This window comes from Moraxella sp. Pampa (assembly GCF_035181385.1).
In the GTDB taxonomy this organism is placed as follows: domain Bacteria; phylum Pseudomonadota; class Gammaproteobacteria; order Pseudomonadales; family Moraxellaceae; genus Moraxella.
Genome location: NZ_JAXCJK010000002.1, coordinates 282,655 through 296,162, shown reverse-complemented (window position 1 = coordinate 296,162; position 13,508 = coordinate 282,655). Strand labels below are relative to the sequence as shown.

The 13,508-nt window shown below is 41.5% G+C and carries 14 protein-coding genes; 12 read left to right on the top strand and 2 right to left on the bottom strand.

Features of this window, described 5'->3' with window-relative positions:
- The first annotated feature begins 121 nt into the window (after window positions 1-121).
- The 8 genes from mazG to yjgA all read left to right on the top strand — a co-directional run bounded on the left by mazG (window position 122) and on the right by yjgA (window position 7,047).
- Window positions 122-946, top strand: coding sequence for a nucleoside triphosphate pyrophosphohydrolase (mazG, locus tag R0123_RS05740; RefSeq protein ID WP_323843394.1), 825 nt, complete (start codon window positions 122-124; stop codon window positions 944-946).
- Window positions 919-1,296, top strand: coding sequence for a ComEA family DNA-binding protein (locus R0123_RS05735; RefSeq protein WP_323843393.1), 378 nt, complete (start codon window positions 919-921; stop codon window positions 1,294-1,296). The genes mazG and R0123_RS05735 overlap by 28 nt, the downstream gene beginning before the upstream one ends.
- A gap of 120 nt (window positions 1,297-1,416) precedes the next feature.
- On the top strand, window positions 1,417-3,216 hold the full coding sequence (gene pcnB, locus R0123_RS05730; protein ID WP_323843392.1) for a polynucleotide adenylyltransferase PcnB: 1,800 nt from the start codon (window positions 1,417-1,419) through the stop codon (window positions 3,214-3,216).
- 31 nt (window positions 3,217-3,247) lie between these two features.
- Entirely contained in the window at window positions 3,248-3,739 is a 492-nt protein-coding gene (folK, locus tag R0123_RS05725) for a 2-amino-4-hydroxy-6-hydroxymethyldihydropteridine diphosphokinase (protein ID WP_416381498.1), read from the top strand.
- Window positions 3,740-3,866: 127 nt separating this feature from the next.
- On the top strand, window positions 3,867-4,688 hold the full coding sequence (gene panB / locus R0123_RS05720) for a 3-methyl-2-oxobutanoate hydroxymethyltransferase (RefSeq protein ID WP_323841038.1): 822 nt from the start codon (window positions 3,867-3,869) through the stop codon (window positions 4,686-4,688).
- Window positions 4,689-4,708: 20 nt separating this feature from the next.
- Window positions 4,709-5,557 (top strand): pantoate--beta-alanine ligase, encoded by an 849-nt coding sequence (panC, locus tag R0123_RS05715; protein ID WP_323841039.1) that lies wholly within the window; start codon window positions 4,709-4,711, stop codon window positions 5,555-5,557.
- Window positions 5,558-5,578: 21 nt separating this feature from the next.
- Window positions 5,579-6,457 carry an RNase adapter RapZ gene (rapZ, locus tag R0123_RS05710; protein WP_323843391.1) on the top strand — a complete coding sequence of 293 codons (879 nt, stop codon included), beginning with the start codon at window positions 5,579-5,581 and terminating at the stop codon, window positions 6,455-6,457.
- Between the two features lie 83 nt (window positions 6,458-6,540).
- Entirely contained in the window at window positions 6,541-7,047 is a 507-nt protein-coding gene (gene yjgA / locus R0123_RS05705) for a ribosome biogenesis factor YjgA (RefSeq protein ID WP_323841041.1), read from the top strand.
- Window positions 7,048-7,365: 318 nt separating this feature from the next.
- On the opposite strand, the gene R0123_RS05700 is transcribed toward yjgA, so the two are convergent.
- Window positions 7,366-7,989: a thiol:disulfide interchange protein DsbA/DsbL gene (locus R0123_RS05700; RefSeq protein ID WP_323841042.1), complete on the bottom strand. Its 624-nt coding sequence runs from the start codon at window positions 7,987-7,989 to the stop codon at window positions 7,366-7,368.
- A 384-nt stretch (window positions 7,990-8,373) separates the two neighbouring features.
- On the opposite strand from R0123_RS05700, the gene ubiG reads away from it, so the two are divergent.
- The 4 genes from ubiG (at window position 8,374) to R0123_RS05680 (ending at window position 12,166) form a co-directional block, all read left to right on the top strand.
- Window positions 8,374-9,111 carry a bifunctional 2-polyprenyl-6-hydroxyphenol methylase/3-demethylubiquinol 3-O-methyltransferase UbiG gene (gene ubiG, locus R0123_RS05695; protein WP_323841043.1) on the top strand — a complete coding sequence of 246 codons (738 nt, stop codon included), beginning with the start codon at window positions 8,374-8,376 and terminating at the stop codon, window positions 9,109-9,111.
- Window positions 9,112-9,139: 28 nt separating this feature from the next.
- On the top strand, window positions 9,140-9,850 hold the full coding sequence (locus tag R0123_RS05690; protein WP_323843390.1) for an HAD-IA family hydrolase: 711 nt from the start codon (window positions 9,140-9,142) through the stop codon (window positions 9,848-9,850).
- An 83-nt stretch (window positions 9,851-9,933) separates the two neighbouring features.
- Window positions 9,934-10,695, top strand: coding sequence for a YciK family oxidoreductase (locus R0123_RS05685; RefSeq protein WP_323841045.1), 762 nt, complete (start codon window positions 9,934-9,936; stop codon window positions 10,693-10,695).
- Window positions 10,696-10,849: 154 nt separating this feature from the next.
- Complete coding sequence (locus R0123_RS05680; RefSeq protein ID WP_323841046.1) at window positions 10,850-12,166, top strand: hemolysin family protein; 1,317 nt, start codon at window positions 10,850-10,852, stop codon at window positions 12,164-12,166.
- 149 nt (window positions 12,167-12,315) lie between these two features.
- Here the strand turns inward: R0123_RS05680 and R0123_RS05675 are convergent, their stop codons facing one another.
- Window positions 12,316-13,470, bottom strand: a complete 1,155-nt coding sequence (locus tag R0123_RS05675; protein ID WP_323843389.1) for a DUF1615 family protein — start codon at window positions 13,468-13,470, stop codon at window positions 12,316-12,318.
- Between the last annotated feature and the right edge of the window lie 38 nt (window positions 13,471-13,508).

Genomic DNA, 13,508 nt, shown 5'->3' with positions numbered 1-13,508 from the left:
CCCCAAAACTAAGAAGCCATGCTTTTTGATGTGAAAAAAGTACGCTAAGTCAGGTGCGACAAAGCCCATTATCTTGTATAATGGGCTTTACTTATTAACAATGATTTATTGGAAATGTGCGATGACTCCCAGCCGTGATTTTAATGATTTACTTGCCTTAATGCACCGACTGCGTAGCGATTGCCCGTGGGACGCAAAGCAGACCAACCTTAGCCTTTTGCCTTATCTGCTAGAAGAAAGCTATGAGCTTGTTGAGGCAACTTATGCCAATGATTTGCAGGAGATTAAAGGCGAGCTTGGCGATGTGTTGCTCCAAGTCATTTTTCATGCTGAGATTTATGGTGAGAATGCTCAGTTTGATATTGGTGATGTTATTTATCATCTTATGGAAAAACTCATTCGCCGACACCCTCATGTGTTTGATAAAGAAAATCTAAAAACTGATGAAGAGGTCAAGCGTCGCTGGGAAGAAATTAAAGTATTGGAAAATCAAGCCAAACCACAACGCTTGTTGTCCAATGTTAAGGCTGGAACGGCTTTGATGACCGCGCAAAATTTGCAAAAGCAAGCAGCAAGCGTGGGGTTTGATTGGGCGAATTTGGGCGGTGTGCTAGATAAACTTGGTGAAGAAATTGATGAGTTGAAGGCTGAATTACCAAACGCTGATTTTGGTTACAAACCAGATAAAATAACTCATGAGCAAAAATCAAAAATCACAGATGAACTTGGTGATGTCTTATTTGTGCTGAGTAATTTGGCAAGGCATTTGGGCATAGATGGTGAAATGGCACTGCAAGGGGCGAATAACAAGTTTAGACAACGATTTGCTTTTGTGGAGCAGTCGCTACAAGACGCTGGCAAGACTTTTGAAGAAAGTGATGAGCTGGAGAAGGATGGTTATTGGGAGATGGCAAAACAGTGCGAAAAATCATTAAAATTGGGCTGATTTTTGGTGTGGTATTGCTGGCAATGGCGACAAAAAATGGCTTGACGGAGCAGGTTTTTCCAGATCAAAGCCCGTCAAAACCTTGTTATCGTGATGCAATTAGTGCCTATGATGCGATGATAAAAGCACAAAAACTTGCCAAAAAGCAGGCCGGTAGAATAAACATTAACACCGCCACTGCTGGCGATTTTGCCAACCTACAAGGTGTGGGTATGGCCACCGCTGAACGCATTGTCAAATATCGTATGCAAGCAGGAGGGTTTGTCAGTGTTGATGAACTTCAAAATGTGAAAGGCGTGGGCAAGGCAGTGCTTGATAAGAATCGGCATCGCCTAAGTGTGATTGATTGATAAAAAACACCAATATGTGTGTTAAATTCGCTTTTTTTATTAAGAACGGTTAAAATAGACGGTTTAACCAAAGAAATTCAGCAAAGAAAATAAATTATGGCTGTCAAGGAGAATTTCAGCATGGCGAATAAGCCTGCGAATTCTGGGAAATCCAGCAGAAGCAAATCCAAAAAAACACAAAAAATCATCGTTCATCATGACAAATCCTTGGGGTTGCATAAGTCTGCCTTGCCACATAGCATTGTTGAGGTGATCAGCACGCTTAACAAGGCAGGGTTTGAGGCGTATATTGTGGGTGGTGGTGTGCGTGATAGCCTACTTGGGCTTGCACCTAAGGATTTTGATGCGGTAACAAATGCTCGTCCGCATGAGATAAAAGCGATTTTTGGAGGTCGTTGTCGTATCATTGGTCGGCGTTTTCAGCTGGCTCATGTCTATTCTGGGCGTGAACTGATTGAGGTGGCAACTTTTCGTGCACCACCCAAGGACGATACGCACACCACGGAAGATGGTATGATTACGCGTGATAATGTTTGGGGCGACATCAATCAGGACTTTGCACGCCGAGATTTTTCAATTAATGCTTTGTATTATCAGCCCATCAAAGGTGAGGTCTTGGACTTTTGTGGGGCGATTGACGACATCAAAAATTGCACCCTAAGATTGCTTGGCGATGCCAAGGTACGCATTGAAGAAGACCCTGTCCGTCTGCTACGAGCTTTGCGGTTTAAGGCAAAACTGGGCTTTGAATTTGATGATAATCTTGCCAAGCAGTTTCATGAGGCTAATTGGACATTGCTTGAGCAAGTCTCGGCACACCGCCTGTATGATGAGACGCAAAAAATGTTCACAGGTGGTTATCTTACACCCCTTTTGCCAATTTTATTTGAGCATGGGGCGATTAATCATTTGATGGCATATGCACCCAAGGAACCAACCATGCTTATGAAGGCTGTTGCTAGCAATACGGATAAGCGTGTCAAGCAGGGCAAGGGTGTAAATCCTGCGTTCTTTTATGCGGCACTGTTGTGGGAAAATTATCTGCATCAGCTGGCCAAATTTAAGAAAAAAGGATTGTCATTTCACGAAGCACAGATTAAAGCTGCGGCCAAGGTGGTAGACACCCAGCGTCAAAAGACCGCCATTCCTAAATTTGCTGAAGAGTTTATTACAGGTATTTGGCTCATGCAACCAAAACTGGTCAGTCCACGAGTGCACGATATTGCCAGTCTTGAACGCCACGCCAAATTTCGTGCAGCTTTTGATTTTCTTGTCATGCGTGAGTCATACGATAAGCATGAGCTGTCTGAGCCAACTAATGGTATGGGTGTATGGTGGCAGGCTTACCAAGATTCAGATGCGGGCACTCGTACACAGATGGTGGAGATTTTTGCTGATGGTGGCAATGTCAAAAGATCGTCATCTCGCCGTCGTCGCAATCGTAATAAGGTGAGTGATGAATTGCTGCAGCTTCAACAGCTGTCTAGTGGCGAAATCAGCGATGATAAGACCAAACCAAAGCCATTGTTTGTGGTGGATAATGCTGATGATTTTTTGCCTGTCAAAAAAGATGACAGACCAGAGCCACGCCCAAGGGTTGCTACGCCTGAATTTGCATACATAGAGTATACCCATGAAGATTTTTTAAAATTACTTGGTAATGATGAGCCTTATATTCCTGCCATGCGTTATCGCAAACGCCAGCCATCATCAACCTTATCCATCAAGGAGCGAATGCAGGGAATGACCGAAGAAATGGCATTGCCAAAGACGGTGCAATCTAAATTGCCAGCAAAGAAATCTGCAACCAAACCCAAGCGTCAAACCAAGATTGTGGCAGAGACCAAGCCGTCTTCGGATAATACCAGTAGGCCAAGACGGCGAAAAAAGTCCAATGCCAAATCACGAGCAAAAGACTAGACAAAAGACGAGATAGGCGATTAAGATGAGTATGACAACTGTATATATTGGTTTGGGTGGTAATATCGCTAATGAGTTTGGCACACCCATTCAGCATTTGCAAAATGCGATAAAATTCTTTGAAAGCAGTGAGAGTTTTGAGCGTGTCATTGTGTCATCATTTTATTCATCAAAGGCCTATGGAGTAACCGATCAGCCTGATTTTTTTAATGCCGTCTTGCAGGCAGATACTCATTTGACTCCGCTTGAACTGCTAGACTGTTGCCAAAATCTGGAAAATATGGCAGGGCGAGTGCGTCTTAGGCATTGGGGTGAACGCTGTCTTGATGTGGATATTTTACTCTATGGTGATGAAGTGATTGATCATGAGCGACTGACTGTACCGCATAAAGAAATTTTACTAAGAAATTTTGTGCTTGTGCCATTATTGGAATTAAATTCAGAGTTGGTTATCAACGAGCATAAAATTGCTGATTTGCCATTGGTACAGGACATGACAGGTTTGGTAAAGCTTGGTTTGTAAATCGTAGAGCGAAAATATTTTGGTCAAGCGATCAAACGAGGCGTCCAAACAAGATGAGATACTTACCAAATTATTTAATAAAATTAAACAAAATCAATATCTTAGCTAATGTAAATCAAGAGTAAACATGACATATTTAACCCAAAAAAACCCAGTTACCCTATCCACCCTTCAAAAATACAAAAAAAATGGGCAAAAATTTTCTTGTTTGACTTGCTATGATGCAAGCTTTGCCCATTTGATGCAATTGGCCGAGATTGACACGATTTTGGTAGGCGACAGTCTGGGCATGGTGGTGCAAGGACAAAATTCTACCCTGCCTGTTACAGTTGCTGACATGGTTTATCATACTCAAAATGTGGCACGAAGCAACCATCATGCCCTGATCATGACTGATTTGCCGTTCATGAGTTATGCCACGCTTGATGATGCAGTTGCCAGTTCTCGGGCGGTCATGCAGGCAGGGGCAAATGTGGTTAAAATCGAAGGTGGTGGCGAGCTTGCTGATATCGTACAAGTTTTAACCAATAATGGTGTGCCAACTTGTGTACATTTGGGTCTAACACCACAATCGGTGAATGTCTTCGGCGGTTATAAAGTGCAAGGCAAAACAGATGCAAAGGCCAAAAAGTTGTTAAAAGATTGTGAAATTTTGGTCAATGCAGGGGCAAGTATTATTTTATTAGAATGCGTGCCCAGTGAGTTAGCAAAACAAGTTACCCAAAAATTTGCCATTCCTGTCATTGGCATTGGAGCAGGAGGGGATACGGACGGTCAGGTGCTGGTGATGCATGATATGCTGGGTGTATACACCCGAAAACCTGCTAAATTTGTTAAAGATTTTTTGACTGACGATGGCAATCAAACGCATGATGTCTTGGGGGCGTTTGTGAATTTTCATCAATCAGTCAAAGATGGGACCTTCCCAAGTGCTGAACATAGTTTTTAGTCATAAGTTTGGGGCAAAAAATGAAAATTTTTCATACAATTGTTGATTTACAATCTGAATTAAAATTACACAGTGACAAAAAAATTGCCTTGGTTCCCACGATGGGCAACTTGCATGATGGGCATTTACAATTGGTCAAAATCGCCCAGCAAAACGCTCATATGGTGGTGGTGAGTGTTTTTGTTAACCCCACCCAATTTGGCGTAGGTGAGGATTTTGACAGCTATCCACGCACGCTTGATGAGGATTGTGAGAAATTAAGAACTGTTGGTGCAGATGTGGTATTTGCTCCAAGCGTTGATGAAATGTATCCTGTTTATCCGCCAAATATTGCTGTATTAAGTGGCGATATTACCAAGATTTTATGCGGAAAATCTCGCCCCACACATTTTGATGGGGTGGGGCTTGTGGTGAGTAAGCTTTTTAATATTGTTCGCCCTGCTGTGGCAGTTTTTGGTAAAAAAGACTACCAACAGCTGGCCATTATCCGTCAATTAAATCGCGAGCTGAATTTTAATATTGAAATCATTGGGGCTAAGATTGTTCGTGCTGATGATGGTTTGGCACTCTCGTCACGCAATGGCTATTTGACCAAAAAAGAACGCAGTACCGCCCCAATCATTCAAAAAACTTTACAACGAATTGAAGCCGATGTGCTAAGTGCATCATTTGAGCAGTATTCAAAGATTATTCAAAAATATCATCAGCAGTTAACCGATGAGGGTCTGCTTGTGGATTATTTGGAGTTGTATAATGATAAACTGCAAGCCGTGAGGCCGACAGACAAACATTTGGTGGTATTGGCTGCTGTATATGTGGGCAAAGCAAGGCTTTTGGATAATTTGGAAATTGAATTACCAGTCAATTGATCAATCAACTTGGGTGCAACAATGAGCGAGCAAATTTCCATCATTATCGTATCAGGACGCTCAGGCTCTGGTAAAACCTCGGTATTAAATATACTAGAAGATTTTGGTTACTATGTCATTGATAATTTGCCCTTGTCGTTTGCGTTTGATGCCATTAAGCGTTTGATGGTTGGTGATAGCATTCATAAGATTGCACTGGGCATTGACAGTCGTCTGCCGCAGACAGATTTGGTGAATTTTCCGATTTTGCATCGTAGCTTGGTGCATGAATATGGTGAGCGTGCCGTAACCGTGGTGTATGCCACCGCCAAAGAGCAAGTGTTGGTGGCACGCTTTGGCTCTACTAGGCGAGTGCACCCTTTGATGGCGACCAAGGGCAATTTGCCAAAGGCGATTGCCAGTGAGGTTGCCTTACTTGAACCGATTGCCCGCCTTGCTGACATCAAGATTGACACCAGCTTATTAAATGTGCATGAACTAAAACAAAAAGTGCGTGATTATTTGGGTATTGAAAATCAAGTGATCATCAATTTGCTGTCATTTGGCTTTAAATATGGCGTACCGCTTGATGCTGATTTGGTGTTTGATATGCGAATTTTGCCCAATCCACACTGGCATGAAGACCTGCGTTTGCTGACTGGGCGAGATGATGCAGTCAAGGCATTTTTTGCCACCCATTTAGCAGTGCAAGACATGGTGGCTGATCTCATCGCGTATTTGTCAAAATGGCTACCAAGTTTTGCTGATAATAACCGCCATACCATGACAGTTGCCATCGGCTGTACAGGTGGTAAACACCGCTCGGTTTATGTTGCTGAGAAGGTGGGCTTAACATTAAGTAAACACTTGCCTTCTTATTTAAAAGTACGCATCAAACACCGTGAAAAACGCCATTGGTGAATGACTGAGCAATCAATACCAACTGGTTTTAAAGATTAAAGAAAGATAGATTCATCATATAAGCCAAGCATTTAGAGAAAATTATGAATATTGACTGGTCAAAACAAGACATGCGAGTGTCTCGCACTGAAATTAAAAAAGCACATGAGCGTTTGCAGTCTCTTGCTACGCCACTGGCAAATCTATCCAAAAAACAGCTTGACAATCTACCTGTGAGTGAGTTTTTTTTGGATGAATTGAAGCATTTGTCAAACATCACCAGTGCCGCTGCCAAGAATAGACAAATCAAACGAGTAGGCAAACTCATCATTGAAGAAGACCGCCATACACTGACCCAAGCCTTATTTGAAATCAAATTTACCAAAGAGCAGATGGCAAAAATTGAGACTTGGTTCAGCCGCCTAAAACTGCATGATGAAGGTACCATCAAGCAATTTGTCAAACAATTTAACGCCAGTGAATTTAATAGCATTTATCAGCTTTTGCTATGGATTGAGTATGCCAAGCATTTACAAGATGATGAACTTTTTAATGAAAGCGTGGCAGATTTTGAAAGTTATGTTAAAGAAGTGGCGATTTTATCAAGCTAACTTTTTGTTGTGAGGCTGATAAAGTGCCAGTTTTTAAGAGTTAAGATTTTAAAAGACCATCAAAATAGCAAAATAATACAGCCAAATGATGAATCATTTGGCTGTATTATCACTTCCTTGGCGATATTGCCCCTTGCAGTTACTCCATGTATCACAGCATTTATCCTTAATTGACATATCCATTTGTCCATTCCTTTGCTGTGTGTATAGTATCGCAAAATTTGATGAATATGGCTATTGGCGAATATCGCCAATCTTTGTAAGTGATTGCCGACAATAAAGCCATAAATGATTGTGGCTTTATTGTCGGCGTTTTCATCATTTGCTTTCAGTGCGTACCTTGTTGATGAGAAAATCAACAACTTCTGTGACTTTCTTGTCCTCGCCAGACACCACATATTTACCATGAACGACAACTGCAGGCACACCTGTTAGCTGATAGCGTGAAGCACCTTGTTTGGAACGCTCAATCTTGGTGCTGACTGGAAAAGAATTGTAAAAGCTGTTGAATTTTGCTTTGTCCGCACCTTGTGCTGCATACCAGTTGGCCAAATTTTCTTGGTTGGCAATGATGTTTCTTTGACCGTCTTTGTGGATAGCGTCAAATAGTGCTTGGTGAGTCTTGTTGTCAAGCTGCATTTGCTGTGCTGCATAAAAGCCTCGTGCTGCCACCTCCCATGCAGGGTTCATGGCAGCGGGTGTGCGAAAAAATGCCACATCTTTATCACGATTTTTTGCCCATGCTTGCATATGAGGCTCTAACTTATAGCAATGTGGACAGCCATACCAAAAAAACTCACGCACAACAATCACATCAGCTGCAATGTTCTCAGGATTGGCAATTTTTTGATAATCTTTGCCTTCTACGAAGTCGACAGCAAAAGCATGGTTTGCAAAAATAATGGCTGCGGTTAGGGAGGCAAGTTTTAGGGCAAGTTTCATGACGAAAATCCTTATAAATTTTTTAACAAAAATTTGCTTTTATTGATAAAAAGCAAGCAGTTTGGCGTGCTTTTTTTAAATTTGTGACAATTTAAACATAAAAATATGGTATAGTTTAACGCATTTTTAGCAAAAAGTGGTAACAGATTTATTAACCTTACTTTGCAAATTGGTTAATTTTGCATCATTACGACTTTCTTGTTTTTAAAATAAAACGCTTTGAAGGGTGTGGTACGAGAGTTCTGTCAGCACACCCAATCACAATGACAAATACAAATTACAAGTGCAAGTGCAAGTGGTAAATTCTTGTGTAAAATGATAAGATATGAAACAAGATGCACAAAAGACCTCTTCAAAATTATCGCTAATAACATTGGAAAAATTATGCAAACGACAGCAACCAACGCCGACTATGATGAGATTGGTAAGTTTACTACTTTGGCTGATGAATGGTGGGATAGAAATGGGGCATTTCAATCCCTGCATGATATTAATCCTTTGCGTCTAAACTGGATTGAAGATAAGGTTAATGAGCAATACGGCTCTGCTTTACTTGGCAAAAAAGTGCTTGATGTTGGTTGTGGCGGTGGTATTTTGTCGCATTCAATGGCAGTGCGTGGGGCGAATGTTTTGGGTGTGGATTTAGGAGAGGCAAACTTAAATGCAGGTCAAATCCACGCTGAGCGTACAGGCATGACAGACAGCCTTGCTTTTCGCTGTATCGCAATAGAAGATTTGGCCATTGAGCAGGCTGGCTTGTATGATGTGGTAACTTGCATGGAAATGCTCGAACATGTCCCTGATCCATCTGCCATCGTGCAGGCGTGTTTTGATTTGTTAAAGCCAAATGGTGTGTTTGTTACCTCAACAATAAACCGCAACTTAAAGTCGTATTTGTTTGCCATCATCGGTGCAGAATATGTCTTGCGATTGGTGGACAAAGGAACGCACGATTATCACAAATTCATCACCCCAGCCGAACTTGACCAAATGGCAATTCGTGCAGGGTTTGACCGTCAAGACATGACTGGCTTGCATTACAACCCGATCATCAAGCATTTTTGGTTGTCAAATCGTAATGTTGATGTCAATTATATGATGTCATTTGTCAAAAAATCTTAAAATTTGAATGATAGGAAAACCAAAAATCATGACAAAACTCAACCAGCTTGATGCAGTTTTATTTGACCTAGATGGTACATTAATTGATACAGCCTCTGACTTTATCCGTGTCATTAAGCTCATGTGCGATAAATACGGCCATCTTGTGCCAAGCGATACCGCTATTCGTGAGCAGGTCTCGGCAGGCTCAAGAGCGATGGTGCGTTTGGTGCTTGGAGATGTATTGGTAGACAGCTTGGGTGATGAAAAATTACTTGCTTATCGCCAAGAATTTCTTGATTTATATGAGCAGAATATCTGTGTAGACAGTCGGCTTTTTGATGATCTTGATGAGTTATTAAGAACGCTTGAGCACCATGGCATAGCGTGGGGTATTGTTACCAATAAACCCAAATACTTGGCTGAAAATTTGCTTGATAAGTTAAACTTGGCTGAGCGTTGTGCTGTGCTTGTTTGTCCTGACGATGTGAGGAATACCAAGCCTGACCCAGAGCCGATGTTTTTGGCGGTAAAACGCCTGAATGAAAAATTGAGTAAAGCTACTCAGCCAAATAATTGTATCTATGTGGGCGACCATATCCGTGATATTCAAGCGGGCAATGCAGCAGGCATGATGACCGTGATTGCTGGATTTGGTTATCTATCTGCTGATGACAAAGAAAAACTTGCGACTTGGCAGGCAGATAAAGTGATGGCAACCCCTTATGATTTGGTGCAGTTTATCAAAGGTTTGTTGTAAGCTTTGCTGTCATTTAATTTTTCATACATGGCACGATGAATATCTTTTGAGCTGTTAATATTTTGAACTACTAAGATTAAACCATGACCACACACCACGACATCATTAACTATACGCCTACAGCCAACTGCCTTAAAGACAAAATCATCCTAGTAACAGGTGCAGGTGATGGCATAGGCAAAGTGGCCGCATTGACCTATGCTAAATTTGGGGCTACTGTGCTACTTTTGGGCAAAACACAGTCTAAATTAGAAGCGGTATATGATGAGATAGAAGAGCTGGGCCTGCCAACACCTGCTATTTTACCGATGGATTTGGCAAATGCAAGTTTTGCACAGATGAACGAGCTTGCCAATTTGATTCAAGGTGAATTTGGCCATCTAGATGGTGTGCTTCATAATGCAGGTATTTTGGGTGCATTGACACCGCTTGAAATGTACGATCCTATTACTTTTGAGCAGGTGATTCATGTCAATGCGACAGCGGTATTCATGCTGACCCAAGCATTATTTCCGTTATTACAATCCGCCCAAAGTGGTTCGGTGATTTTTACCAGCTCTGGCGTGGCAAAAGTGCGTGCATTTTGGGGGGCTTATGCACTTTCTAAGCAAGCGATTGAGGGCATGAGTGAGATTTTTACCCAAGAAACCAAAAATCACACCACTTTGCGTTTTAATTGCATCAACCCTGGTGCGACCCGTACTAATATGCGTGCACACGCTTTTCCTGGCGAAGACCCTTATACACTAAAAACACCTGCGGATATCATGAGTGCCTATGTGTATTTGATGACTGATTTGGCAAGCGGTATTAAAGGGCAGGTGGTTCATTGCCAACCCAGATAATCAAAAAAAAGCGGCATTAGGTCGCTTTTTTTGACTTTAAAAAATTTATAACAAAATCATTGAACTGTACTTGAATTGTACAGGCATAACTTGATAAAATTTGGTAAATTGAGCTGTTTATTAAAGGTTTTTTTACCAAAATACTGGACTTATCGTGGAATTATTACAACACATTTTTTTGATTTTTATTCTGATTTTGATATCGAGTTTTTTCTCGATTTCTGAAATTGCTTTGGCTGGTGCACGAAAGTTAAAGCTAAGATTGCTTTCTGAGCATGGTGACGAGCGTGCAGATAAGATTTTACATTTGCAAGAAAATTCGGCAGAGTTTTTCGCCACAAGCCAAATTGGCTTAAATGCTGTTGCCATTTTGGGCGGTTCGGTTGGTGAGGCCGCATTGCGTCCTTATTTTGCATCGTTCATTGTACAGTTTTATCAAGGCCCTTGGGCGGACAGCATCGCCTTTTTCTCGTCTTTTATTTTGGTGACGCTTGTCTTTATTTTGTATGCTGACTTGATTCCCAAGCGTATTGCAATGATCAATCCAGAAAAGATTGCTTTGATGGTCATCAATCCGATGTTGCTGGTCATTAAGCTGGTCAGCCCTTTGGCGTGGATCATTAATGTCATTGCTAATTTGACTTTTAAGCTATTTAATGTCAATACCACTCGTGAAGACAACATCACTTTTGATGATGTTTCTGCCATTGTGGATGCAGGTGCACAGGCGGGTGTGGTCTTACAACAAGAACAACATTTTATTGAAAATGTGTTTGAACTAGAAGAACGCACTGTGCCATCATCTATGACCACGCGTGAAGATGTGGTGTATTTTACACTAGGAGAATCCGAAGATTCTATTCGTCAAAAGATTGCTGATTATCCATATTCCAAATTTTTGGTGTGCAATGCTAATATTGATCAGGTGATCGGCTATGTTGATACTAAGGACATCTTGGTGCGGATTTTGAATAATCAATCACTGCTTCAACTTAATGAATCAACCATCAGAAATGTGCTGATCATTCCTGATACGCTCACTTTGTCTGAACTTTTGGATAAATTTAGAGCCAGTAAAGAAAAATTTGCTGTTGTCATTAATGAGTATGCGTTGGTGGTGGGTGTGATTACACTGTCGGATATCATGATGACTGTGATGGGCGACTGGGTGGTGCCGATTGAAGAAGAGCAACAGATCATCAAACGAGATGAAAATTCATGGTTGATTGATGGTGGCACGCCGATTGATGATGTTAAGTACGCCCTTGATATTGATGAATTTGAAGATTGGGATCATTACGAGACACTGGCAGGTTTTATTATGTATCGCTTGCGTAAGATTCCACGCCCTGCTGATTTTGTGATACACGAAAATCTAAAATTTGAAGTGGTAGATATTGACCATTATAAAATTGACCAAGTGCTGGTTACTCGCCTGCTTGATGATGCTACCGATAGAGAATGGATTTGACATTGTCTTTTGGGGCGGTGCATAATTAAAACTAAAAAAGACGCATATTTTGCGTCTTTTTTCTTTGGTAATTAAATATACTTTAAAAAAATGCTTAAATAGTGAATAGGTTAGCACTTGGCTCATATTTTTTGTGGTTTTAGGCAAAATCAACCGAGCTTGATTTTGTGTCTTTTAGCGGTCGCCATACAGCTTTGATAGCGTTTATCAACTCGGTTGGCAAACCAGTTGGTGTTATAATCACGACTGAGCTTGGGGCCCGATATGATGACTTGCGGTATGATGGCATAAGATGGATTTTTGCCGTATTTTTTCTCAAATAGCTCGCTGACCGTGCGATAAGTCTGTGTTGATTCAAAGTCTTTTAATTTTTCCTTTTTCAAGTCAGCACGAATTTGTCGTTCGCTGATGGGTGTAAGCTCGCTAGCAAATAGCTTGATGAGTGCGGTCTCGCTTTGGCTTTTTTTGCTGATGGGGCTGCCATTGTCATAAAGTAGTAGGTCACCATCAAGGTCCAGTTTATCGCCTGTTAGGCTACTCACTCGTTGTTGAAAGGCGGCATTCCTACTAGAATAGATGCCTGAATTGTAGTCGGCAAAACGATATAGGGGCTTGTCGTAGTCTGCTTGGTAAAGCATCAGCCGATGAATGCCGTAGTACAACCCACCGTACTGGCTGTATAGGTCAGCACGGAGACTGCGGTCGCTCATGTTGCTTCGGCGGTGCGTGCGTGCGTAGTCAATATGGACTTGCATCGATCCTAGCGTGGTGATGGGGTTGATACGCTCATCAATGCCTTCACCAGATAATTTGGTAATGTGGGCAAGCCCTGAAATCTTGTAAGTTGTTGTGAAGTAATCAAAGATTTTTTGGTACAATTCATCAAGCTCTCGCTCAGTTTTGATTTGTTTGATTTGTTTGATAAAGTTATCATCAATGCTGGGCTTGGTTTCTAGCATATTGCGAAAAGTTTTGGCAAGTGTTTTGCCAAATTTTTCTTCTAGTTTTTCATCAATTGCCTTTAATGATGCTCTGCTTAGGTTTGGTACAATGGGGTCGGCTTGAAAATTAGACTCTTGGTCAATCACGGCGATGGCAGTGCAGATATTTTGAGTGGTTTTGGGCAATTTAAGCTCATCAAAAACCTGAACCATGTCAGATGCCCAAGATGCTTTGTTTGACACATGTCTTGGTAGTAGCTTGGTGATTTGCTTGCTGGTAAGGGCATCTGCTTGGTTGGTGTCGGCGTTGCCACAAGCAACAAGCAAAGCGGTAAGTGCAATCAGAAAAATGTGCTTAAACATGATATTTTTAATGCCTCAAATCAAGGTATTAAGTTGGA